The organism is Arcicella aurantiaca (genome assembly GCF_003148625.1).
Classification (GTDB): domain Bacteria; phylum Bacteroidota; class Bacteroidia; order Cytophagales; family Spirosomataceae; genus Arcicella; species Arcicella aurantiaca.
In genome coordinates this window covers 69,332-95,841 of sequence record NZ_QGGO01000021.1, presented here as the reverse complement: position 1 = coordinate 95,841, position 26,510 = coordinate 69,332, and the positions used below count along the sequence as shown (strand labels likewise).

The 26,510-nt window shown below is 35.1% G+C and carries 18 protein-coding genes and 1 rRNA gene; 3 read left to right on the top strand and 16 right to left on the bottom strand.

Going from position 1 to position 26,510, the window contains the following annotated elements; all coding sequences use genetic code 11:
* From LV89_RS17565 to LV89_RS17530, 7 genes are all read right to left on the bottom strand, one after another.
* A 16S ribosomal RNA gene (locus tag LV89_RS17565) occupies positions 1–115 on the bottom strand; the annotation flags it as partial.
* Between the two features lie 474 nt (positions 116–589).
* Positions 590–1,897 (bottom strand): tyrosine--tRNA ligase, encoded by a 1,308-nt coding sequence (tyrS, locus tag LV89_RS17560; RefSeq protein WP_109744232.1) that lies wholly within the window; start codon positions 1,895–1,897, stop codon positions 590–592.
* Positions 1,898–2,079: 182 nt separating this feature from the next.
* On the bottom strand, positions 2,080–2,739 hold the full coding sequence (locus LV89_RS17555) for a response regulator transcription factor (protein WP_109744231.1): 660 nt from the start codon (positions 2,737–2,739) through the stop codon (positions 2,080–2,082).
* An 88-nt stretch (positions 2,740–2,827) separates the two neighbouring features.
* Complete coding sequence (locus LV89_RS17550; protein ID WP_109744230.1) at positions 2,828–3,604, bottom strand: sensor histidine kinase; 777 nt, start codon at positions 3,602–3,604, stop codon at positions 2,828–2,830.
* 957 nt (positions 3,605–4,561) lie between these two features.
* A complete protein-coding gene (locus LV89_RS17540; protein ID WP_109744228.1) occupies positions 4,562–4,867 on the bottom strand; it encodes a hypothetical protein in 306 nt (101 codons plus the stop codon).
* A 144-nt stretch (positions 4,868–5,011) separates the two neighbouring features.
* Positions 5,012–6,910 (bottom strand): beta-N-acetylhexosaminidase, encoded by a 1,899-nt coding sequence (locus LV89_RS17535; protein WP_109744227.1) that lies wholly within the window; start codon positions 6,908–6,910, stop codon positions 5,012–5,014.
* 181 nt (positions 6,911–7,091) lie between these two features.
* The gene (locus LV89_RS17530) at positions 7,092–7,676 is read right to left on the bottom strand and encodes a riboflavin synthase (RefSeq protein WP_109744226.1); all 585 of its coding nucleotides are present in this window, start codon (positions 7,674–7,676) and stop codon (positions 7,092–7,094) included.
* Between the two features lie 347 nt (positions 7,677–8,023).
* Here LV89_RS17530 and LV89_RS17525 point away from each other — a divergent pair, with 347 nt between their 5' ends.
* Positions 8,024–8,641: a DUF1684 domain-containing protein gene (locus tag LV89_RS17525; protein ID WP_109744225.1), complete on the top strand. Its 618-nt coding sequence runs from the start codon at positions 8,024–8,026 to the stop codon at positions 8,639–8,641.
* A 61-nt stretch (positions 8,642–8,702) separates the two neighbouring features.
* On the opposite strand, the gene LV89_RS17520 is transcribed toward LV89_RS17525, so the two are convergent.
* The 5 genes from LV89_RS17520 to LV89_RS17500 form a co-directional block, all read right to left on the bottom strand.
* Positions 8,703–10,514, bottom strand: coding sequence for an acyl-CoA dehydrogenase (locus tag LV89_RS17520; RefSeq protein WP_109744224.1), 1,812 nt, complete (start codon positions 10,512–10,514; stop codon positions 8,703–8,705).
* Between the two features lie 177 nt (positions 10,515–10,691).
* On the bottom strand, positions 10,692–11,018 hold the full coding sequence (locus LV89_RS17515) for a hypothetical protein (protein WP_146199197.1): 327 nt from the start codon (positions 11,016–11,018) through the stop codon (positions 10,692–10,694).
* Positions 11,019–11,063: 45 nt separating this feature from the next.
* Positions 11,064–11,756, bottom strand: a complete 693-nt coding sequence (locus tag LV89_RS17510; protein ID WP_109744222.1) for a hypothetical protein — start codon at positions 11,754–11,756, stop codon at positions 11,064–11,066.
* A gap of 178 nt (positions 11,757–11,934) precedes the next feature.
* Entirely contained in the window at positions 11,935–12,192 is a 258-nt protein-coding gene (locus LV89_RS17505; RefSeq protein ID WP_109744221.1) for a response regulator transcription factor, read from the bottom strand.
* Between the two features lie 196 nt (positions 12,193–12,388).
* Complete coding sequence (locus LV89_RS17500; protein ID WP_109744220.1) at positions 12,389–12,736, bottom strand: DoxX family protein; 348 nt, start codon at positions 12,734–12,736, stop codon at positions 12,389–12,391.
* 353 nt (positions 12,737–13,089) lie between these two features.
* Here LV89_RS17500 and ubiE point away from each other — a divergent pair, with 353 nt between their 5' ends.
* Both ubiE and porT read left to right on the top strand, forming a co-directional pair.
* A complete protein-coding gene (gene ubiE / locus LV89_RS17495; protein WP_109744219.1) occupies positions 13,090–13,812 on the top strand; it encodes a bifunctional demethylmenaquinone methyltransferase/2-methoxy-6-polyprenyl-1,4-benzoquinol methylase UbiE in 723 nt (240 codons plus the stop codon).
* A complete protein-coding gene (gene porT / locus LV89_RS17490; protein ID WP_109744218.1) occupies positions 13,761–14,522 on the top strand; it encodes a type IX secretion/gliding motility protein PorT/SprT in 762 nt (253 codons plus the stop codon). Before ubiE ends, porT begins: the two co-directional genes overlap by 52 nt.
* Before the next feature lie 181 nt (positions 14,523–14,703).
* Here porT and LV89_RS17485 read toward each other — a convergent pair whose 3' ends face one another.
* From LV89_RS17485 to LV89_RS17470, 4 genes are all read right to left on the bottom strand, one after another.
* A complete protein-coding gene (locus LV89_RS17485) occupies positions 14,704–16,026 on the bottom strand; it encodes a sugar porter family MFS transporter (RefSeq protein ID WP_109744217.1) in 1,323 nt (440 codons plus the stop codon).
* Positions 16,027–16,087: 61 nt separating this feature from the next.
* A complete protein-coding gene (locus tag LV89_RS17480; RefSeq protein WP_109744216.1) occupies positions 16,088–19,411 on the bottom strand; it encodes a VCBS repeat-containing protein in 3,324 nt (1,107 codons plus the stop codon).
* Positions 19,412–19,902: 491 nt separating this feature from the next.
* Positions 19,903–23,202, bottom strand: coding sequence for a VCBS repeat-containing protein (locus LV89_RS17475; RefSeq protein ID WP_109744215.1), 3,300 nt, complete (start codon positions 23,200–23,202; stop codon positions 19,903–19,905).
* 56 nt (positions 23,203–23,258) lie between these two features.
* Positions 23,259–26,507, bottom strand: coding sequence for a VCBS repeat-containing protein (locus LV89_RS17470; protein ID WP_109744214.1), 3,249 nt, complete (start codon positions 26,505–26,507; stop codon positions 23,259–23,261).
* Positions 26,508–26,510: the final 3 nt, after the last annotated feature.

Below are 26,510 nucleotides of genomic sequence, written 5' to 3'. Positions count from 1 at the left end.
GGTTGCATACGTGTTACGCACCCGTGCGCCACTATGTATTGCTACACCGTTCGACTTGCATGTATTAGGCCTGCCGCTAGCGTTCATCCTGAGCCAGGATCAAACTCTCCATTGTAAATATCTATAAAATGAAGTTGCTCTTTCATGCTCTCTTTTAATAAAGAAACATAACTACAACTCCTGTTTTTGAATAAAATTAATATTCTCTCTTCCTATCAATATCTCAAAGAACTCTTACAATTTTAACCTCTAGCAGTCAAAATCTATGTGGCTAAATAAACCTTTTTATATACTCGCCCCGTCGTTTCGGAGTGCAAAGTTGCACCTTTTATTTTAAACTACCAAACTATACAAGAAATAAAAACAAATAAAATATTTTATTTTACTATAAAATTGTGAAAATCAAATACTTAAATATTGCAAAAAAAATACACCTTAATTTGAATGAATCAAGGTAGACAAATATTGTTTCTATTTAATATTAGAATAATTACATTTATGTATTTTACATAAAGAGATTAATAAAAGTGAAATGCCTTTTGTTTGAATGATTATTTCAAACAAAAGGCATTTTAGTAAAATTTAAAAGTTATACAAGCTGAATTATATATACTTTTTGTTTTCCATGATTTACGATAAGGTAATTTCCTCTTAATAAGGTAAATTCTAACGTTTTATTAGGGTCTGTTACCTTTTGCTTATTAATAGACACTGAATTTGCTTGAATCGCTTTGCGTGTTTCTCCTTTTGATTTAAAGATGATAGGCTCTCCTTTTTCATCTAAAATTAAAGTTGCTAAAAAATCTGTAATATTTGCACAATTTGAATAATCGTCTTTTTTGACTTTTATCAAATCTAAGGCTTCTACTACTTGGGCATCAACTTGCTCAAATTGTTCAATAACGTTTTTGTCAAATAATAATTCAGAAGCCTGTTTTACAATTTGGTAATCTTTTTCTGAATGAACACGTGTTGTTACATCTTTCGCCAACGCTTTTTGCATTATGCGTAAATGAGGGGCTTCGGCGTGTTCAGCTTCAAGAGCTTCTATTGTTTGTTGATTATATAGGGTGAACACTCTCAATAATCTCGGGCAATCTGAATCGGCAGTATTCAACCAGAATTGATAAAACTGATATGGAGTTGTCATGGCAGGGTCTAACCAAACGTTTCCAGATTCTGATTTACCAAACTTTGTTCCGTCTGCTTTTGTAACTAAAGGAGTTGTAAGGGCAAATGCTTTATGCTCAATTTCATCTGCTCCGCCTTCTTTTCTTCTAATGATTTCTGTACCTGTTGTGATGTTACCCCATTGGTCAGAGCCTCCCATTTGGAGACGAACGTTTTTATTTTTATACAACCAGTAGAAATCGTAGCCTTGTAGTAGTTGGTATGAAAATTCGGTAAAAGAAATTCCTGTTTCAAGACGTTTTTTTACTGAATCTTTAGACATCATATAATTTACAGAAAGGTATTTACCTCCTTCACGAAGGAAATCTAAGAATGAAAATTCTTTAAACCAATCGTAATTATTGACCATTTCAGCAGAGTTTTCTCCAGCATTAAAGTCTAAGAATTTCTCTAATTGTTTCTTTATACTATCCTGATTAAAACGAAGTGTTTCTTCTGAAAGAAATTCTCTTTCGGCTGCTTTGCCTGAAGGGTCACCAATCATGCCTGTTGCTCCTCCAACTAATGCGAATGGTTTGTGTCCGCACAATTGAAAATGCTTTAGTAACATAATGGTGGCTAAATTACCAATATGTAATGATGCGGCGGTTGGGTCGAAGCCAATATATGCTGCAGTTATTTCTTTGCTTAATTGTTCTTCTGTTCCAGGCATCATGTCGTGGAGCATTCCACGCCAACGGAGTTCTTCTATAAAATTTGTCTGCATTATTCGTTCTTTGTCAGTTTCTACGATAAAAGATGATTCTTTATTTTATCTTTAGTAGTGAACCTTTTAATGATTTTGAACTGCAAAGTTATCAATTGAGATTTGATATTTCTTTATTGAATCAGGAGAATATTGATAGGTGTAGTTATTTACCTGATACTTTTGATGTTATTGGCTGTTCATTATGCTATTCCATTTCTCACAGCCCAAGCAACTAAGCCTGCAATATTTTTTGTCCCTGTTTTTTCCATGATACGATTTCTATGTCCTTCAACAGTTCGGTGACTTAAATTGATTTTATCCGCAATTTGTGGAGCGGTTGTTCCTTCGCAGATGTGTTGTAAAATCTCTATTTCTCGTTCAGAAAGTTCGACTTGGATGCTAAAATAGGGTACGATTTTCTTGACAGGCTTATTTATCATTCGATTGTGCATTACTTTTAAGAGGAATGCTCCATAGTAATAATCTTCGTTATGAACGGTATAAATGGCATTTTCTACTTCGTCAGGGTCTGCGTCTTTTAATAAATATCCGTTAGCTCCAAGCTCCATGAGGTGCGAGACAAATTGAGCTTCGTCGTGCATGGAAATAATGATAATTTTTATATGGGGTAATTCTTTTTTGATTTGTTGGGTTGCTCTGATGCCATCAAGTACAGGCATTTGCAAATCCATCAAAATAACGTGGGGTTGTTCTTTATTAAGATTATCAATTAATTCTTGTCCATTAGCAGCTTGCGAAATCACTTCAAAATCGTCATTATTTTGTAAAAGTGATACAATACCACGACGAAAAATAGCGTGGTCGTCGGCAATGGCAATTTTAATCTTTGGGTTGTTCATGATTGATGTGGTTTTGGGTATCGACGGGTGATGTTAATGTTGTACTTTTTAGATTGAGCCTTCAAGATTGAAATTAAAGACGTTAGAATTATAAAGGAACTGAAATTTCAAAACTTGCTCCTCTACCTTTTTCTACATCAAATTTAATATGTCCTTTGATGACGCTGATACGGCTTTCAATATTTTTTATACCAATTCCTCTATTGGGTTGATTTACTTCTTCTAAATCGAAACCAATTCCATTATCAGAAACTTGTAAAACTAATTGATTATTACTTTCACTCAATGTAAGATTAATGATGGTTGCCTGAGCGTGTTTGAGGGCGTTATTCACTAATTCTTGAGCTGTTCGATAAAGGGCGAGTTCTATTTTAGAGTCAAATTTACCCACTAATTCTCCGTGGCTAAAACATACCATAACACCTGTGTGTTCAGTCATTTTTTGGGTAAAATCTTTAAGAGCAATGATAAGCCCAAATTCATCTAATGTACTGGGCATTAACTCTTTAGAAATTCTACGAACGTTATTGAGGGCTTCATTGAGAAGGTCTTGCGTTTGATTAAGGAGATTTTCTCGTTTGGAAGGATTATCACCATACTTTGTAATCTGAGAAAGACTCATACGTGTAGCGGATAGAAGCGTACCTATTTCATCGTGTAAATCTCCCCCAATTTGTCGGCGAACATTTTCTTGTGAGGCAACACTGGCTTCTAACATTTCTTGGCGATGAAGTTCTTCTATGTGTTCTAATTTTTCTCGTTGCAAACGCTGGCGACGATAGTATAGAATAACAAAAATAATAATTGCCGAAGTGGGTAAAAGCATTGCGGCTGTACCAAGAATAATGATTTTTACCTCATTCATAAATTGGGGGTTAGGGATTCCAAGAAGGATTTATGGCACACAGATTACATAGATACAAGTAACGCAGATTTTACGGATTTTTTGTAAATCAGCGAAAGAAAAGTAGCGTTATGAGCAGTGCAAAAAATTGATAAATATCTCTTTAAAACCTAAAGCCATTACAAACCATATTTTTGTTTAATAAGGCGATTATGAAAAATATAAACTAACACAATTACTGTGGTAGAAAAAACCAACATGGCGGTAGTACCTATTTCGATGATGGATTTAATTGTTGATGCGTCGTGCTGAACCATAGACCTATTGCTATAAAAATGCGGTGAAAAATTGTTAGATATTCTTTGATATGCCAATAAAATTTTATTGACTCATCTTTATTGAATGTTATATATTCAGCAAAAATATTAATAAAGAAAATTCCAGAAAAGTAAATTAATAAACTGGTACTTATCCAAAAATATGAATATTGAAATAGATTACGGATTTCAAGTGTATTTAAGAGTTGATAGAAAAAAATTAAGGACAGAAATATTATAATAACGTCTGTAAAACTTTTTGCAAATGAATCTATCCTATTATAATCTTTTATTCCAAAAACGTTAGAAATAATTAATGTAATGACTGCAATAATAATAATGCCTATGACTATTTTTTTATGTAAAGGATTGGTTAGTATATAAACATAAAAACACCCCAAAATAATCACATCTGAATAATTTACAGTATTCTCTACAAAATGATTTTGCCAACCATGTAAAGCGTAATACCATGACACCGATTCGAAACATATATATATACAACAGTAAAAGAAAATGATTTTTAATGGCGTACTCATTATTGCCTTAATGTTGATAATTCCAATAATTAATGGAATTATCAACATAGAAGACGAAAACAGATAGATTATCGGAATTCTATTTAAAATTATTTCTAACATTTAATTTGGTATTGTCTATCTTATGATATGTCTGTCCAATTACATGCAGGTGGACAAGTTGGTAATTCGCTAACAAATGTGTTTAAGCTTTCGCCTTTAGCATTTAAGCCTTCCAAAACTACGGTACGTGTTCCGTCTTCTGCTCTGGCATGGTGAACTTTAAACGCTTCAAAATCTGGATTATCAAGAAATTGTTGTAATGCAGCTTTACTTACAAAATGTGCATCAATCGAATTATCTTTTTTTGAAACTTGATAGTTCTGAACAAGACCCATCGCTTTTTCGTGTTCTTCAGGATTATCCTGACTGGTGATAAACTTAGCCATTGTTAATTAGTGATATTAAAGGGTTAAATAATATTACTAAGCTATGAATAAGACATAGTATTATCAAGAAAAGTAACAAAAATACCGTAGAATTACCCTATAAATCAGGTAATTCTACGGTATGGTTTTAGGTTATATTCGTAATTATTCGGAAATCTCTGTAAACATTTTATATCTACCAACTCTGTCTTGCAAATCCTTCATGGATAAAGAAATTTGTTTGCCTTTGGGTTTATTATTTTGGTAGGTTATCACTTTTAATGTGGTAGCACTTTTTGGAATGTCTAACATTGTGCCTTGATATTTTGAGGAATAATTATCCGCATTTGTTCCGTCGAAAGTATAATAAATATCTAAGCCTTCAATCTCTGTTGTTAACTCAATTTTGAGTTTTCCTGTTGCATCTTTTTCGGTTCTCACAATGGCATCGTACATACTGAGGGCATAATTCAGTTTGGCTTCGTCCATACGTGAAAAGTGTGTTTCTAATTTCTTGGTAAAAAATTGCCAATTCTTTTTCTCTTTCGGACTCCATAATGCCTCCGCTACGGCAAATGCACGAGGATAAACCATGTATTCTAAATGTCGAGTTGTGGGTACAGATTCTGTCCAAAGGTTGCCTTGTCCTCCTAAAATTAATCTTTCCTCCACGCCTTTGGGAGTAGGGTCAAAACTATAAGTCTTTTTCAAGCGAGCCATTCCGTAAGTAACAGGTTCAACGTTGGGGTCGCCTTGATAGAGGTCGAGATAAACATAGTCAGAAGGTGTCATTACAACTTGGTGATTTTGTTTTGCAGCAGCAATTCCTCCTTTCATTCCACGCCAAGACATCACGGTGGCATCGGGAGCGAGTCCGCCTTCCAGAATTTCGTCCCAACCGATGATTCTTTTACCTTTTGATTGAACGATTTTTTCAACTCTTTTAATAAAATAGCTCTGCAATTCTTCCTGATTTTTCAGTCCTTCCCTTTTCATTAAAGCCTGACATTCAGCACTTTTATCCCAAAAACCTCTGTATGCTTCATCGCCACCGATATGAATGTAAGGGTTTGGGAAAAGTGGAGCTATTTCTCCAAAAACTTTATCTAAGAAAACATACACTTGCTCGTTGGAAGGACAAAGCGTGTTTTCTACATCTTTATAAAATTTCGTTCCTGCATTTACTTCAAATTTACCTCCTCCACATGAAAATTCTGGGTATGCCGCCAAAATGGCTAAGGAATGCCCTGGAACATCCACTTCGGGCAGAATAGTAATGAATCGTTCTTGGGCATATTGTACAATTTCTCGAATATCTTCTTGTGTATAAAAACCGCCATAAGAACGTTCTTCTTCTGGTTTTGGAGGCTCACGCTCCCACCATTTACCTGTACGTTGCACACGCCACGCCCCTACGGAAGTTAATTTTGGATACGATTTTATCTCAATTCGCCAGCCTTGGTCGTCGGTTAAATGCCAATGAAAAGTATTAAATTTTAAGCGTGCTAATTGGTCGATGAACTTTTTAATGTATTCTTTCGGGAAAAAATGACGACTAACATCTAACATAATTCCTCTCCAACCATAACGTGGAGCATCGGTAATTTTGACCGCAGGGGCTTTCCAAACGACTTTTTGTAATGAATTATTTTCAATTTGTTTGGGAAATAATTGCAATAAAGTCTGAACAGCATAAAACATTCCTTGTGGACTATGTGCCTTAATATCAATGAATTTAGGGGTAACAGTCAGGGTATATTGGTCGGGAGCCGCCAACATTTTTTCATCTAAAATAAAATTGATAGTTTTTGAAGCATGGAATTTAATGTTTTCAGCAATACTCAATTTGATTCCAGTAGGCAAACTGATACTTTCGGCAAAAAACTGAGCCACATTTCTGACCTCAGTATTTGCCGTTGGAATATTGATTTTGGTATCTTTCGTTAAGATAAATTCCCCCGCTTGCTTTTGCATAGAAGAAGGTTCTGGAATAATATGAATTGGATTTTGTGAAAAACTATTGGCGGATAAAGTGATGAGCAAGAAAAACAAAAGTTTCTTCATAGGTTGTTTGATAGTTTTAGGCTACTATCATTTCAAATTTTATGGGTTATTTACAGACTGAAGTCTGGGTTACTTTCTGTACAGGCTTCAGTCTGGATTACTTTCTGTACAGACTAAAGTCTGGGTTACTTTCTGTACAGACTAAAGCCTGGGTTACTTTCTGTACAGGCTGAAGTCTGTGTTACATTTTTAGCATTTTTTTGATATACTTTCCAACAATATCGAACTCCAAGTTCACCACATCGCCAACTTTGAAAGTATGAAAAACGGTATTTTCGTAAGTATATGGAATAATGGCTACTCTGAAAGTATTAATTCCAGAATTGAAAACGGTCAAACTTGTTCCATTGATGCAAATTGAGCCTTTTTCGACCGTTACATTTTGTTCATCGGGTGAATATTCAAAGTCAAAAAGCCAAGAACCATCTTGTTCAGTAATAGCCGTAACAACTCCTGTTTGGTCAACGTGTCCTTGTACAATATGCCCATCAAAACGCCCATGAGCTGGCATACATCTTTCAAGATTTACTTTACTGCCGATTTGTAATTTACCAAGATTTGTCTTTTGTAAAGTCTCATCAATTGCCGTTACAGAATATTCATTTCCTTGAATATCAATGACGGTCAAACAAACGCCATTATGGGCAAGACTTTGGTCGATTTTGAGTTCATTGGTGAATGGACAAGTAAAAGTGAAAGTAATATTTGTACCTTCTGGTTTAATATTTTTTAATTCGCCTACGGCCTCAACTATTCCTGTAAACATGATTTTGGGGTTTGGTATTTAGAATTTAGGTGAAATAGTTTGTTAAGCTAAGTGTTAGAAATAAATTATTTGATATTATGTAGGGGCGTATCGCATACGCCCAAATGGTCAGAATGTGGGCGTATGCGATACGCCCCTACAATTTGACGTAAATATTTATAATATCAATTAATTTGTTCTTCTTACTTATATACATTTGAATATCCTCCGAAGGATGTTCTAATGTGTATTTACTTTAAACCCATTCAACTCTAATTCCATTAATTTATTTTCGGGGTGCAAGTTAGTATTTAATAGAATACGGATTTTCATTCAGCGTTATTACATTTGTCAAAAAATCAGATTTTATGTTCAAGAATAAATTTTTCCTCTTCTCGGTTATAGCCGTTTTAATTGCGATTATTCTATATTCATTAACGGGTAATGAAACGCCTCAGTCGCCACAAACTGGTGATAATGAATACCTTACAACCATTCAAGATTTAAGAAAACAAAAAGATGATTTTCTTAAAACTGATAAAGAATCTCCTATAAAAGAAAAAGCAACTTTTTCGGGTTTAAAATATTTTGAGATAAATCCAAATTTTAAGGTTATTGGCACATTGGATAAATTTGCATCCGACCAAACCATTAATATTTCTATGACTGACGGAAGTGCCGAAGAATACGAAGCTTATGGCAATGTATCTTTTGAAATTGAGGGCAAAAAATATTCTTTAAAAATATTCAAAACGCCAGAAGGAAATCTATTTTTACCTTTCAAAGATTTAACTTCTAATAAGGAAACTTATGGTGCAGGCAGATACTTAGATTTTGGGGTTAATGACGTAAAAAACAATCAAATTGAGATAGATTTCAACAAAGCATATCAGCCATATTGTGCTTATAATGAGACTTATACTTGCCCAATAACGCCTGCTGAAAACTTCTTAAATTTGGCTTTAAAAGTTGGGGAAAGACAATAAAAAAATCCCTGCTTGGAGCAGGGATTCATAATTTATTGATGTGCGTGATAATTTAAAAAAGTTATATGGCAAATTCGATTTCTTGGTTGATTGTCAAAACTTCAGTATCTAATAAACGAGCAGATAAACTCAAGGTTTTGATTAACTCATAATGGAAAAAGAATTTCATTGTGTGAATTTTCGATTCATAAAATGCTAATTCGTCTCCTTCTTGGTTGTTACTTACCAAAGCATTTTTTGCTACAATTCCTTGTTTCAACCAAATCCAAGCGACTGCCACAATTCCGAAGAAGTCCATGTATAAATTGGCATCAGCTAAGAAAACTTCGTTATCTCCCTTCGCTGCGATTCCCAAAAGGTGCATCGTTACTTTTTGAAGGCGACCTAATTCTTTTTCTAATTTCTCGGCGTAAGGTTTTAAATCTTCGTGTGTTTTCGACTCTTCAATGGTTTTCATGATTTCCCCGAACAACAATTGAGGAGCTTTTCCACCATTTGCAGTGATTCCACGTCCCAAAAGATTTAATGAGTGAATACCCGTCGTTCCTTCATAAATTGACATAATCCGTACGTCACGAGCCATTTGTTCTAATGGGAAATCTTCGGTATAACCATAACCCCCAAATACTTGTAAACCTTCATTTACGGCTTTGATTCCCATTTCGGCAGGATACGTTTTGGCAACAGTAGTCATCAAATCGAGCATTAATTGATATGGTTTTGCTTCTTCAGAATTTCGTCCGAGAGCATTAATCATATCTTCCCAGAGATAACATTCCATTAATAAGCCCAAAGAACCTTCAACAATGGCTTTTTGGAACAACAACATCCGTTTTACATCAGGGTGATTGATGATGAATGTTTGTCCTTCGGTTAAATCTTTATTATTCAAACGTCTTCCTTGTGGGCGTTCTTTGGCATATTCCAATGAAGCATAATAAGCCGCAGAAGCAATATAAGTTCCGCCCATGCCTACGCCCAAACGTGCTTCGTTCATCATTTGGAACATATATTTCAAACCTTGATTAGGTTCTCCAACCAAATAACCAACCGAATTATCTTTATCGCCAAAAGTCAGGTGCATAGCTGGGGTAGCTTTCTGCCCCATTTTGTGATAAATTCCCGTTGAAATTACGTCGTTATCTTCTGTATATGAGCCACTTCCATTATCTCTAAATTTTGGCACAACAAACAATGAAATTCCTTTCGTTCCCAATGGGGCTCCATCAATACGAGCCAAAACTAAGTGAACAATGTTATCGGCAATGTCATGGTCGCCCGCAGAAATAAATACTTTTTGTCCTTTTATTTTGAAAGTCCCATCCGCTTGTGGTGAAGCGGTTGTAATTACGTCTGACAATGAACTTCCTGCTTGTGGTTCGGTCAAACACATAGAACCCGTCCACGTTCCATCCACCATTTTGTTGGCAAACTTTTCTTTTAATTCATCCGAACCAAAAGAATAAATCAAATGTGATGAACCCGATGTCAAACCCGTAAACATCACAAAAGCATTATGAGCGGAGCCACGAATCATCTCAGCAGCAGCCCCAACAGTTGTTGGTAATTGTTGCCCACCATGTTCATATTTAAACATTGCTCCAATCAAACCTGCATCACCCATCGCCTTCACGTAATCTCTCACGGCTGGATGTACTTTTACTTGTCCATTCACTAATTCGGGCTGATTGCGGTCGGAAGAAACATAAGCTGGGCGAAGAATTTTGTCGGCAATTTCTTCATTGGTATCCAAAACCATATCAAACATATCTGGCGTATAGTCTTGGAAATAAGGATATTTAGTAAGCTCTGCAACATTGAGAACTTCCTTTAACATAAAGTCGAGGTTACGACGTGAATATTGCTGTGCCATTGTTTTAATAGATTTGCTATGCTTGCATACAATTTTATGTAAAAATAATGACAAATAATATAGTATGCAAGCATAACAAATTTATTTTTTGGGCGTAAAAAAACGTTGTCCTTTTGGGGCAACGTTTTTTTGGGAATTGTTAATTTGTACTTAACTTTTTTAAAGCCTTTCATAAAATTAAGACAATATATTCTTTTCAGAAATCATAAAAACAGTTTCAGAAATTATTTCTCCATTAAGTTTTCGGCTACCACTTATGTCAGCATCAAATTCAAAAATAGTTTCTCTATTTTCTTTTATCTGATTAATAACATGACCATGAAGATAACCTATTACAGGAAATTGCACTTCTTGTCTTTCCCAACTCCCTGATATATCGCAATCTTTTATGGTTATATCCCAACTGTTACCATAATAATCTTTAAAAGTACATTTTATCCATTCAGACGGTTCATTGCCTAAGTATCCAATAACTGTTACTTGTATTTTTTTGCTTTCTTTCATATTGTAAAGTTTCATAAAGCAAATAAAAATTATGTTTATTGATTTTTATTGTGCTGCTGCTGATTGAATTTGAGATAAGAGCGATTTGTACTGTGTTACACTGATTTCTTGTGTCGAAACAATCTCAAAATGGTCTGGTCGAACACCTCGTTGGATAATTTTCAAACTTGACGGCAAGTAGGTAATTTTATACCCATTTCCTGATATATAAGGCTTATTATAATCCAGTTCTAACGAAAGACCATATTCTGTCCGTACAAGTCCATTAGCACTATTTATTCTATAATCACCATCTGTTCCAGTAGGAGTTGAAGGGTCTCTTGGCACAAATGAACTTCCTCCTCTAAAAACAACACATTGTTTACCATTAAAATTTACACGAACAGGCCAATAAGCAGGATTATTAATATCACTTACAAAAGCAAGAGCATCGGGTCTAACAGCAGATGGCTTACTATTTGCCCAAGAGTCAAGGTTTTTCATTAAAACACTTGCACTTCCTAATTGTGGTATTAAGTTTTTCCTTGCTCTTTTCAGATATTGGTCAACCGTAACATCACCGTTATCAGGGTTGTAAATAACGTTATAAAAAGTAGGTTCGGCTAATATATCTGCCTTTCTTGCAGCAGAAGGTTTATCTCCTTCAGTAAGTGCTGAAACATCTTCTTTCTGACAAGAAGTAAAAAATACAGCCAATAATACAGCTATCAAAGATAGCTTTGAAAATAAATTTTTCATACTTTTACTTTGGTTTTATGTGAAACATGAGACTATTGCCCCTCCTTCGGTCTCCAAACTGTGGTGGGGCATTTTTCTTACTCTCTTTAAGGCTTTTCAGATTCCGCCTTTGTCATTGCAATAACATTACAAATTTGCAAGACATTCCTCCCAAAGTAAATACTACCAAAGTACCATTTTAGTACCAATTTTGTGGTACTTGGTTAATATTTTGTGTATTAAGTTTCATCAAAAATCTATTCATGGCTTGTTTTCCTTTAATACCCAACTTACTCATACAGTTTTGTCGGTGGCGTTTTACAGTGGTTTCCGCAATTTTGAGGTTATCAGTAATTTCTTTGTTTAGGAGTCCGTCAGCAGCTAATTTGAGGACTTTAATTTCTTGACGAGTAAATTCAATTTCACGCCCGCCAGCGTTAGAAGGGTTTAATTCCATAGGTAGTTTATTGTATTACAGGTCTAATAAATTGCTTTAAAGTAGGTTAACTATCAACAAATATAGAACTTATTTTTACTCCTACAAGTACATTTTTCTACGAAAATAAAAACAACAATATTTCAAAAAAAAAAAAACTCATTGAAAATCAATGAGTTACAAATCAAACATTTAATATTTTCAAAAACTTAAAATACTACACATAACGATAAGCCCAATAAATCAACACAAACTGGAGTAGGATTCTTACATAAAGGACTAATTCTGGGATTTTAGCAAATTTCCCTGAGCTTATCATGAAAATATGCACAGGTAAAAATGTGACTAACATCAAGATAATTCCCCAAGCGGCAAGGCTACGAGTGGCGGGAAAGAGTAAGGCTAAGCCTAAAACAACTTCCGCTATGCCACTCAACAAAACCATCAGACTATGGTTGGGAATGTACGGTGGCATGATAGCAAGGTAAAATTTGGGTTTAACGAAGTGATAAATTCCTGCAGCTGTATAAAGTAACGACATGAGGTAAAGTCCGATGTTTTGCATATTTTAAATGAGTGAATGAGTGATTTATTGACCAAAAGCTAATTCTTACTTGCAACAATATACGGTAAATATGGGAAAAAGGAGTTTTCGAGAAACATTCTTTTTAAATGAGGGGTTATCTAAGAAGTGTATTGTAATTTTGTTATTGAATACACTGTTTAATAAGCTTTCTAAATAATTTTTATCCTAAAATCTTTGATTGTGGGAACTTCCCGAAAGTTTAACCCACAATGGAATTGTTTCGGGAAGTTGAAATAACTTATTAAACAGGTTCATTATAATGAAATTAGCTTTTGATGGATATAGTCCATTCTTCATAATTAAAGCGGACAAGGCTGTCCGTGCTACATAACATGACAGTATTACCATATAAAGAGCAGGATGCTTCTAAAAAGGAGCAAGTAGCTCAAATGTTTGATAACGTTTCCCACAAATATGATTTCTTAAATCATTTATTGAGTGGCGGTATTGATATTTTGTGGCGTAAAAAAGCCATTAAATTATTAAAGAAAGCTCAACCAAAAACTATTTTGGATATTGCCACAGGTACTGGTGATTTTGCCATTGAGGCACTGGCGTTGAAACCTGATAAAATTGTGGGTGTGGATATTTCGGAAGGGATGTTGAGTTTTGGTCGTGAGAAAATCAAAAAACTTGGCATGGATTCTGTCATTACTTTAGAAAAAGGTGATTCTGAAAGATTGCACTTTGAAGACAATACTTTCGATGCGGTTATCGTTAGTTTTGGAGTACGTAATTTTGAAAATCTTGAAAAAGGTTTGACAGATATGTGCCGTGTGATGAAAACAGGAGGAACGTGTATTGTCCTTGAGTTTTCTAAGCCACAAGGGTTTCCGATGAAACAATTGTATAACTTTTATTTTAAAAACATTCTGCCTACAGTTGGTAAAATCGTATCAAAAGATACTTCAGCTTATACATACTTGTACGATTCAGTGCAGGCATTTCCAGAGGGAAGCGATTTTATAAAGATATTCCAACGTGCGGGCTTTAACAACACTCAATGTTTACCACTTACTTTTGGAATAAGTACCATTTATATAGGCAGAAAGTAATTTTCTTTACTGTTCTCTCTTGTATTTTCGTAGTTGGATTATCGAGTGAAGCTACTGCTCAACGATATGAATACAAGCGAATTTACGATGAGTTTTACGATGACAAGATTGTCCATTTTGGCTTTTTGTTTGGCTTTGGCTCGTCCAGATTCAATGTTTATCATAGCAAAAATTTAGGGTCAGGGAGTACGTCTGATTCTTCGGTTACGATTGTTTCCCCTGGAAACTTTGCGTTTCAAGTAGGCGGTTTAGTAAATTTTAAATTAACTGACCGCTTTGATTTCAAAACAGGATTAAATATTGCTTTGTACGGACGTGAAGTTGATTATCGCTTTACACATTCGCCTAATTTTCCAGCAGAATTGAGAGAATCAACTTGGTTAGAAATTCCACTTTTGATGAAGTATAAATCTCAAAGAAGAGGTAATTCAAGAATGTTTTTAGATGCGGGCGTAAAGATTGGGATAGAAGCAAATGTTAGAAAAAATGCTGCTTCCACTAAAAGATTGGATACCAGAACGGGAGATTTATCATTAGAATATGGCGTTGGCTTCGAGCAGTTTTTTAAATACTTCAAATTCACCCCAGAGTTAAGATTTTCGCACGGTTTAACCAATATGTTTATTCCTCCAACTAATAATAATGCTTATGCAAGGGATATTCAACGGCTTAATGCTCATACAGTTACGTTATTTTTGATGTTTGAATAGCAATAATTGTGAGTTGTGATTGAGTGATTTAGTGAATATTTTACGGATATAATTTTAGTCAATAAAAAAAGGTTGAGATGAATCTCAACCTTTTTTTATTGACTTGGAAATTGTAATATCATTGCAAACAATCACTAACTCACAATTCACTCAATCACAACTCACTCAATCACTAAATAAATTAATGTCCAATACGCACATCCATATCTTCTAAAGCTACACCTTTTGTTTCTGGCATTAAAAACCACACGTATAAAAATTGGCAAATCATCATTACGGTAAAGAATAAGAAAATGGGCGTACCACCGAATTGTCCTGCAAAATATGGGAAAATATTGGTAATAATTGCCGCAAAAACCCAGTGTGTTAAACTTCCTAAAGCTTGTCCAGAAGCACGAACTTCATTCGGGAAAATCTCAGAAATAAATACCCAAATAACTGCTCCTTGACCGATAGCATGAGCCGCAATGAAAGCAAATACAAAGAAAGTCATGCCGTCAAATTGTTCTACGTAAAATGCTCTGGCAATTAAACTCAGTGAAATTATGTAACCGATAGAGCCAATATACATCAAAGTTTTACGACCATATTTATCAATCAAAGAAACGCCTAACATGGTAAAAATCAAGTTTGTAAGTCCAATTCCTACCGATGAAAGTAAAGCCGTTGCTTTTCCTAAGCCCGACATTTCAAAAACTCTTGGAGCGTAATAAATGATAGCATTAATTCCTGAAACTTGATTGAAAAATGCCATCAAAAATGCCAATAAAATCGGGAAAGCGTATTGTTTCGAGAAAAAAGTAACATTACCTAATTTCGCATTATTTTGTTGCGATTGAAGAATTGAAGCCAAAGTTTTATCTGCTGTTTCTGGGTCAATTTCATTTAAAACGGCTTTAGCAGATTCAATATCATTTTTTTGAAGAATTAACCAACGTGGACTTTCAGAAATCAATAAAGTTAATCCTGTAAAAATTAAAGATGGAATTCCGACAATTCCTAACATCCAACGCCAGTCGCTTTCGCCACCCATTGCTTGGAAAAAGTAGTTGGAAACGTAAGCAATCATGATGCCGAAAACGATATTGAATTGGAATAAAGCCACTAAAAAACCTCGATTTTTGGCAGGTGCAATTTCTGAAATATACAAAGGCGAAACTACTGAAGAAGCTCCAATACACAAACCTCCAATGAAACGAAAAATCATAAAAGTATAAACGTCTTGAGCAATGGCAGAACCTACTGCTGACACAAAAAACAAAGCTCCTAACCAAAATAACGCTCTTTTTCTTCCTAATTTATCCGCAAACCAACCACCAAAAGCCGCCCCGAAAACTGTTCCGTATAAAGCTATGGCAATCGCAAAACCATGAAGTGCATTGCTCAATGACCAAAGTGCTTGGATTTTTTGTTCTGCTCCCGAAATAACAGCAGTATCTAAACCGAATAAAAAGCCACTCAACGCTACCGTCAGCGACCAAAGGATAAGTTTTTTGTTTTTCATGTGATTAGTAGCACAGACTTCAGTCTGTATTTTGGGGATTTATTACAGACTAAAGTCTGTCTTACTTTTTTCTAAAAACCTGTAAAGTATTATTGTTTCGGGCAATTAAATAATATGGTATTTTATTCACTTTAATTTGCTGAATATCACGTATTTCATCGTTCAAAAGTAAACCGCTTTGGGCTGGAATAATTGATTTAAAATTACCTTTTCCATCGCTTTTTAAGATTAATCCGTAACTGCCATCATATCGAGCTTGATACATATTTGAGCCATAAAAATTCCCGCCTATGATTACGTCTTTTTTTCCATCACCATCATAATCGTCTAAAAGTAAGGTCATTATTTTAGAAGTTTGTGCCAAAGTTGGCAATGGTTTCAGTTTAAATTTATTACCACCCAAATTTTCTACATAAACCGATTCAAAGGTATTTACTTGTTTTTCTTCCGCTCCGTCCAGTTCATTAGAAGTCAACAAATCATTGATTTCTTTGCCTGCATATTGCGAATAATCGGTAAAATGTTTGTTGATAATACTTGGAATTTGCTTACCCATTTCATCTTTCATAGCCACGGGATACCACTTTTCACCTCGATTATAGGCTAAAATTTGTTCTATGCTTTCGTTTTTATCAATGTCTTTGACGTACATTTTTAACATATTGCCTGTCGGATTTTTTCTAAATTTGGTATTCGTTCCCAAGTTGCCAACAACAAAATCTATATCGCCATCTTTATCAAAATCATCTGCTACGATTCCTTGCCAAAAACCTGTGTTTTCAGTCAATCCGTTATCTATTTTTGTGAATTTACCTTTGTTGTTTTGGTAGGTCTGAATTGGCATCCAATCACCAATTATCGTCAAATCAACGTCTCCATCTTTGTCGGTATCTGTCCAAATGGCATTTGTGACCATTCCTGCATTTTGTAATTCTGGAGCTAATGTTGTGGTTTTATCCGTAAATCGTGGTGATGAACCGTTGCCATTATTCACTAACAGGTACGATTTTGGCGTTTTCCCATAATTAAAAGGCATAACTCGTCCGCCCACAAAAAGGTCTAAATCGCCATCTTTATCAAAATCAAAAGGTTTCACACAAGATTTATTTGTAAACATGGACGGAAGAGCATTTTTGTCTCTTGTAAAATTCCCTTTTCCATCGTTGATATACACACGGTCGAATTGTTCAACCATATTATCCAAGAACTCATTTCCACCCGAAACAACGTATAAATCAAGGTCTTTATCGTTATCAATATCCAAGAAAACAGCATCCACATCCTCAAAGATGGCATCTTCTTGAAAACCTACTTGTTTTGACGAAGAAAAACCTGAACTATTTTGCAAATACAATTCTCCTGCTTGATTTCTCGCTCCGCATACATACAAATCGTCTTTGCCATCACCATTTACATCGCCGATTGCCATTTTGGGACCTTCCGTTGAAACTTTAAACGGCATCAAAGATTCACGAGTGAAGTCGAAATATTGGTTTTCTTTGTGGGTGAAGTTGAGATTTAGCTTACTCAGAGTTTCTGTAAATGTTAGTTGTTCAACGCTGGGAGGGTTTTGAACCCTCCCAGCGTTATTGATTAAGGAAGCATCTTTTTCATTCAAAGTCAAAACAGTATTAGGTTTTACTTTTGCCAGAATTTGTACTTTACCGCTTTCCCAAATTACTTTCACGGTATCAATCAACGTGGTATTTTTTCCTAATCCAAATGTTAAGGTTGAACTTACAGACGACATAAACCCACGTGTTGGTATATTTTGCTGGGTTTGCTCAATACCATTAGCTTTGATTATTACCTTCGCTCCTATTCCAAATGTGTTTTTATTTTCACCTTTCAGATTAATTTTACAGAAAGCATTTTGTAATTTTTCAATATTATGGTTTTTATAAATCGTTGCTTCTTCGTTGATATTATTAGTGATAATTTCTAAATCTCCATCATTATCCAAATCTGCATACGTTGCTCCGTTTGAAATATTTGCCTCCTCAAATCCCCACGACATAGATTTATCCTCAAATTGTAAACTTGGCGTACCTTTGAAAAAATAATTATGCACCTTGCCATCGGGCATCAACTCTAAAGCCTTTTGGTCAAAACCATTTTGTGGATTATCACCAATGGTGTATTTTATGTAATTGAGGTCATTTGGGCGACGCACAATTCCGTTGGCAACGAAAATATCTTTCAGTCCATCTCCATCAAAATCATTCATTAAAACGCTCCAACTCCAATCGGTAGCAACAACGCCTGCCAAAGCCGCAATGTCAATAAAATTTTGTCCTCCCTGATTCAGTTGTAAACAGTTACGACTGTATTGATAAAAATATCCAAATTCTAATTTGTGGAGAAAAATATCAAGCGGGTCTTCTCCCGCCGAACTTTTTTCAACGGTTTCATCTTCGGGATACATATCCAACGTCATTACGTCTAAAAAGCCATCGTTATTAATATCCGCAATGTCTGACCCCATCGAGAAACGACTGGTATGTTTCATGCGAGTTCTACTTTCTTCAACAAATCGTCGTGACGAACCATCGCCATCTTTTTGATTGATGTATAAATAATCATCTTCGTGAAAATCATTGGAAACATAAATATCTTCCCAACCGTCATTATTTACATCGGCAACGGCAACGCCCAATCCATAACCCATGGTTGCTTGAAAAATACCTGCTTTTTCGCTTACATCTTGGAATTTTCCATTGACATTTTCAAATAAATAATCTCCCGCATCGGCATCTTTTTCGGTTCTCGTACTGATATTTCCGTGCGAGCGTGATGTATGAACGGCGTGATTTAGGAGAAAACAATCAAGGTCGCCGTCTTTATCGTAGTCAAAAAAGGTGGATTGGGTAGAAAAACCAGAGAAATCTAAGCCGTATTCTTGGGCTTTTTCTGTAAAAGTGCCGTTTTTATTATTGATGAATAACTCGTTTCTCCCTTTGAGATTTTTATATTTTCCAACGGCACACACATAAATATCTAAAAAACCATCACCATTTATATCTGCCATTGTTACGCCTGTTTTCCAATTGGCGTTTCCTTTTATACCCGCTTTTTGGCTAATATCTTCAAACTTTAAGCTCCCTTTATTGAGGTACAGTTTATTTTCTCCTTGATTGGAAACAAAGAATAAATCCACCAATCCATCATTATTTATATCACCCGAAGCTACGCCTCCACCATTATAGAAATAGAGATAATCCAAAATACCGAAGTCTTTGGTATCCTTTAAATTATTACTAAAAGTGATATTGGTTTCTGAACTGGATACTTTTTCAAACAGCTTTATATCTTCTGTTCCTTTTTGGCAGGAAAGTAGCGATGATATTAAAAGTATGGTTAGGATATATATTTTTTGCTTTCGCATTGAATTCTTTTATTTTTTTTGTTCGTTTTTAGCACGTTGATGATACTTGCAGTCCACCTCAATTTTTCAAACTCAAGATTATACTAATTTCAAAAAACATTACATATTTGAGTCTCAACGGGTTTGTCCTTTAAAAAGCTACGGTTTATACACAAGTTTTGAGTGCCAATAAGAGTCTTAGGCTCAACCGATTTCGTAACAACGGATTTTAGACAATTTTGAAAGGTAGCGTGGTAAAGAATAAATTGATATTCCTAACGTAACTCAAATGTTTTATTTACATCATTTTCAACGGATTAAAATCCGTTGCTATAAAATTGTCCGAGCCTACGGCTCTTGAAAAAATATGTATAAACAATAGCCCAAAAAGGATGAATCCGAAGAACACGCATTAAATATTTGAATCTGTTATTAGATAGATTTTAGAGAACCATCTGGTACAAAATACAAATCCTTTAAAATCTGCGTTATCTGCGTGCCAAAACATCAATTTACTTCAACCCAAACACCTGAGCCTTGTCGTTATTTTTCACTAAAACAACTTCTTTTTTACCTCCTAAACCATTCAAAATACGCATTTTACGTACTTGTCCTTTAGTAAAAAAGCCTGTTTCTTTTGATTTCTGAACATCATATTTTCCTTTGCCTTTTCCTTCCAAAATAATTCCATAATTGGCATCATAGCGACCTACTTCTGGAATATTATCAAAGAAATTGCCTGCCAACAAAATATCTTGTTTACCGTCTTTATTATAGTCAAGAATTTGAATGCTATTGATGGGTGAAATTTGTGTTTCGTAAGGCAATGCTTTCAAGGTAAATTTCCCATTTCCTTCATTTATTAAAAAAGAAGATTGCGTATTATTAACCATTTGCACAGTTTCTCCTGATAATTGAGCATCAGAAAATAAATCGTTGATTGAGGCTTTGGCATAATCCGAAAACTTCAAAAACTTCTGTTTAATACTCGGAATTTGTTTCTGTAAATCGCTTTTCAAAATGGCAGGACAACTTTTTCCTTGACGATAGCAAGTGATAATTTGCTCGGTTGTTCCATTCTTATCAAAATCGTTCACATGCAATTCAACGGGTTCATTTTCAGAGGCTTTGAAATTGTGATTCATTCCTAAATTCCCCAATACGAAATCGGTATCGCCATCGCCATCTATATCAGCAGGTTGCATACAATTCCACCAACCATTTGAAACTGGAATTTCTGAATCAGCATCTTTTTTGAAAACGCCCTTTTCATTTTTCAGAATGGTTACAGGCATCCAATCGCCTACTAAAATTAATTCTGGATATTTATCGCCGTTGACATCTAACCAAGCCACATCTGTAATCATTCCTACATTTCGAGCGTCTCCCAAAACAGTTTTGGTTACGTCTTTGAAATTCCCTTTTCCGTCATTTTGCAAAAGTGTACTTTCTGGATTTCGTCCGTATAAAGATGGTGTCAATCTTGTACCAACAAATAAATCTAAGTCTCCATCTTTGTCATAATCACCTGCTTTTACACATGAACCACTTGCCAGAATAGCGGGTAAATTAGTGTTTTCGGTAAAATTGCCCTTACCATCATTCATATACAGACGGTCACGAAGTTGTAAATCGTCTGGATTATATTCGTTACTTCCTGTAACTACATATAAATCAAGGTCTTTGTCATTATCGGCATCGAAGAAAAGAGCGTCCACAATTTCTAAATAGTTGTCTCTGCTGAACGCCTCCGTTTTAGCAGGAAGCATTTTGCCATCTTTTTGCTGAATGTATAAATTCTTTGCAAATCCCTGAGAACCACCAATATACGCATCGTCTAAACCATCATCATTGACATCTCCAACGGCTAAAGCAGGTCCTTGTGTTGAATATTTCTGTTTCAGTAAAAGGTCACGATTATAATCCACAAAGTCATTTTCAACGTGCTTGAAATCAAGTGTTTGTGTTGTAATATCCGTAAATGGCAATGAAGTTGCTAAAGGTTGGAATTTGAAAAGTTGATTGGCATTTTTATAATCAAGCACCAATAATTGGTCTGATTTTGGATTTTTTATGACTTGTTTTTTGTCGTCATTCCAAATAATTACCAATGAATCTATGGCAAGATTTTGACCTAAACCAAAGTTCAACGTCAAATCAACTGACGACTGAAAACCACGGTTTGGCATTTGTTGAAGCGTTTGGCATTGTGATTTTTGGTAGATTTTTACCGTAGAACCAATACCGTCTAAATTTTTCGCCGTTCCTTTAAGTTTTACCTTCAAATAATGATTTTTGAGCGTTTCATTTTCTTTATTCCGATAAATAGAAACAGGTTCATTGTTATTATTCACGACTAAATCCAAATCTCCGTCATTATCTAAATCGCCATAGGCAGAACCATTTGAAAAACCCATGCGATTAAGTCCAAAATTCTGACTGGCATTTTCAAAACGCAAGCCTCCTAAATTTCTAAAAGCATAATTTGGAACAGGCGTTGAAGGTGTCTTATTTATCAAATCTTTAGGGTTAAATCGAGGGTCTTGAATAGCCATTTGTTTGGTTTTATCGTCACCTAAAAAAGCCACGTAGTCTTGGTCAGTCAAATCTTTGTTGATTCCATTGGCGACAAACAAATCTTTTTGTCCGTCATTATCCATATCAAACATCAATGCTCCCCACGACCAATCTGTGGCATGAACTCCCGCTAATTGTCCAGATTCAGAAAATGTGCCATCACCATTATTGACGTGCAACATATTGCGAGCAGATTGATGATGATAACCTTGTTTTATCTTAAATTCGTTGAGGTCGTAACCATCAAAAGTAGTCGTTTGCTTTAGTCTTTCATCACCTTCGGGAAGCATATCCGTCACGAAAATATCCAAATTGCCATCGTTATTAATGTCTGCAATATCAGCTCCCATCGACGATAAACTAATGTGTGGCATTTCGTTTTCTAAATCCTCTTTGAATGTTCCGTTTTTCTGGTTAATGTATAGATAATCACGCTCATAGAAGTCGTTAGAAATATAAATATCCAACCAATTATCATTGTTTACATCACCAATCGTAATACCCAAACCAAAGCCAATTAAACTCCCATAAATTCCAGCCGAAGCAGAAACATCGGTAAAATGTCCATTATCATTTCTGAATAATTTATCACCACCCAATCTATCACGCTCATTTCGTAGGTTTACATAACCAAGTCTATCCATTGGCGTAAAACTATTATTGAGCGAATACATATCTAAATCGCCGTCACGGTCGTAGTCAAAAAAGGCAGCGTGCGTAGAAAAACCACCATCTTCCAAACCATATTCTTTAGCTTTTTCAGTGAAAGTTACCTTACCATTTTTTACGCCATTGTTGATGTACAATTGGTTTCCACGAGCATCTCTACTGCCTGAATTACAAACATAAATATCTAAAAAACCATCTCCATTTACATCTGCAAAAGTTACGCCTGTACTCCAAAATTTCTTTCCAACAATGCCTGCTTGTTTGGTTACGTCCTCAAACTGAATAGCGGTTTTATTGCCTTTATTGAGATATAATTTATTGTCTTCAAAATTGGACGTCAGGAAAATATCGGCAAAACCATCGTTGTTTACATCGCCAATAGCCACGCCACCACCATTATAAAAATTACGGTATCTGAAAATGTTAAAATCTTCTTTTTCGAGACTTTTATTGGCAAAATCAACCCCCGTTTCTGAGGCGGGCAATTCTTCAAAAAGTGTGTCAGATGATTTTTGATTACAGGAAAATGCAATAATTCCGATAAGCAAAAGAGATATTTTTTTCATTTGTATTATAAAAATGGTTGTTTAACGTAACACAGACTTTAGTCTGTATTTTTCACTTACAGACTAAAGCCTGTGTTACTAAATACTTGTATTTTCCCTTCACAAACACCCACGAAGATATTTTTACCAACTCGTTTCACCGACCGTACATCACCACGCACATACACGCCTGATTGCTGAGTTGAAACGGGTTCAAAATTAAAATTCCCTTTATTCAAAAGCATTACGCCCGTATTGGCATCAACCTTCCCAATTCTCAATCGGAACTTGCTATTATTACCCATCAGCAAAAGGTCTTTTTTACCATCATGGTTAAAATCTTCTGCTAAAATGGCGTAAACTGGAGCATTTTGAGCTTGAATTGGTAAATCGTGGGCAATTAACTCACCTTTTTTATTCTCTAAAATTAAGGTTTTCAACGTATTGATTTCTTTTTTCTTGGCTTTTTCTAATACATTTGCTTCAAAAAAATCATTTATCGTTGCTTCGGAAAAGGTCTTATAATCAGGGAATTTCTTTTTCAGAATAGGCATTTGTTCCGCCACTTCATCACGAGAATAAGCAGGATACGATTTTCCTTGAATGTAATAATTCATAAAAAAATCGGTCGTTCCATTTTGGTCGAAATCGTCATAAACCAAAGAAGCAGGTTCATTTTGCATTGCTCTCATTTGCGTATTTGTTCCAAGATTCCCTACAATAAAATCATCATCACCGTCGCCATCAATATCCGCTTTTTCAATGGTATTGTACCAACCTTTTAAATTGTCATTTTGCGGAGATTGACTGAATTTACCTTTCGTATTTTTCAGAATAACTGGCGACAACCACTCTCCTACTACAATAATTTCTTCAAATTTATCACCGTCCAAATCTGTAATGCTTGCGTCTGTTACTAAACCTAAATCACCTAATGGGATTTTTGCAAAATGTGCTTTTCCATCATTTTTGAGCAGAAAACTTTCTTCTGAAAACGGATAATGATTCGGCTTTATATGTCCTCCGACGAATAAATCCATATCTCCATCACGGTCGAAATCAAGTGATTTTACGCATAAACTGTTAGTTTGGTCTTCCAATAAAGCAGTTTGTTTGAAATTTCCTTTTCCGTCATTTAACCACAATTCATCATTTTGTTCTGTAAATTGAGCATTAGTATAATTACCATTAGCAATGTATAAATCTGGGAATTTATCCCCGTTAAAATCTTGAATTACAGCATCTTGATTGTTGTGTTTTTGCTGAGAATTGAGTTTTAGTAGATTCGTTTTATTTCCCAAAATAAATACTCCTGTTTGCTCCATTGTTCCGCAAATAAACACATCATTGATTCCATCTAAATTCACATCACCAACTGCCATTTTAGGACCTGTGTAAGAATAATGCGTTGGTAACATCACCTGACGGTCAAAATTGTTAATTGGAGCAATAGAATGTTGATATGTAGCTGGTGCGGACACCAGCCACGGAGTCGGAGTTAAAAGTCCATTTTGTGGATTTATAGGCAAAGTTTTTTCATGAATCGCTTTTGCATAATCAATTGTAAGTAATTGATTTACTGACATATTTGACAGTTTTTGCGTTGCTCCGTCAACCCATTTTATTTCAACATCATACTTTTTAATTTCATTTGGCAACGCAAAAAGTAAATCTCCAATACTACTCGATTGAAAACCATGCGTTGGCGAAACCTCTTGCGTTTGAATGTTTTGATTCGCTTTTACCGTAATTTTTGCCCCAATACCAAAAGGATTTAAAGCCGAACCTTTTAGCTTAATGCGAACAAAATTCTTGGGGGTATTTTCTTGTTGGGTGTTTTTATAAATCCTTGCAGGTTCATTCAAATTATTGGTGATGAGTTCCAAATCTCCATCATTGTCCAAATCGGCATAAACGCAACCACTCGCCACCGTTGCTTGGTCGAAACCCCAATCTTTTTGAGCATTTGTGAAAGTCAAATCAGCATTATTCTTGAAAATATAATTCTTCGTCTGGCTCGTCGGCATTTGTTTCAAATGCTCTAAAAACGGTTTTCTTGAGCCATTTGCTTCTTCATCATTGTAATATTTGATAAAATCGGCGTTGGTATAATCCCTGCCAATTCCGTTGGTTACGAAAATATCTTTGTAACCATCCATATCAAAATCTGCCAAAAGCGTTCCCCAACTCCAATCTGTATTTGAAATTCCTGCTAATTGCCCAATTTCCGAAAAACCGCCATTTCCGTTATTTACTTGCAACATATTACGCATATTGGCGTGCCAAAAACCATTTTGTAATTGTGCCTGATACGTATTCCAGTTATCCGCCCAAAGCAATAATTTTTGACGTGCATTGTCTTCTGGCAACATATCCAACGTAAAAATATCAGACAAACCATCGTTATTTATATCGGCAATATCAATGCCCATTGACGAATACGAAGTATGTTCGATTCGCTCACGCAATTCATCTTTGAAAGTACCATTACGCTGATTGATGTACAAATAATCGTCTTCTACATAATCATTCGTCACATAAATATCGGGATAACCATCTTGATTAATGTCCGAAATCATCACGCCTAAACCAAAACCAAGTGGATTACTTTTAATGCCCGATTCTTTAGAAATATCCACAAATCGATTATTCCCTTCATTTCTAAACAATTTATCCCCTGCGTTATAATCATAGGCATTTCGCATGACTGATGCCTCTTTGCGTTGGTAACCTGCGAGATTATGATTGACCAAAAAGCAATCTAAATCTCCATCTAAATCATAATCAAAAAAAGTTGCTTGTGTAGAATATCCCGAATCGTCTAAACCGTATTCAGCGGCTTTATCACTGAAAGTTAGATTGCGATTATTAATGAATAATTGATTTTTGCGTAACGTAGAATCCCTCAAACCCGAATAACAAACATAAATATCTAACCAACCGTCGGCATTAATATCTACGACACTAACACCCGTTTTCCAAGCTCCATTTCGCCCTGCTACACCTGCTTTTTCAGTAATATCTTCAAATTGTAAGTTTTCACCTTTATTCAAATACAATTTATTATCTACTTGACTTCCCGTAAAATACAAATCTACCAAGCCATCATTATTAAAATCTCCTGACGCCACGCCACCGCCATTATAAAAATATTCATAGTTGAGAATATTCTCTTGTTCTGATTCGGTTACGATATTGGCAAACTCAATTCCTGATTTCTCAGCTTTTAATTTCTCAAAAAGTGTTTTCTCATTTTTACAAGAAACGAAAAAACAGAAGCCAATAATCACTCCAAACAGTAAATATGTACTTGATTTTATACTCATCTT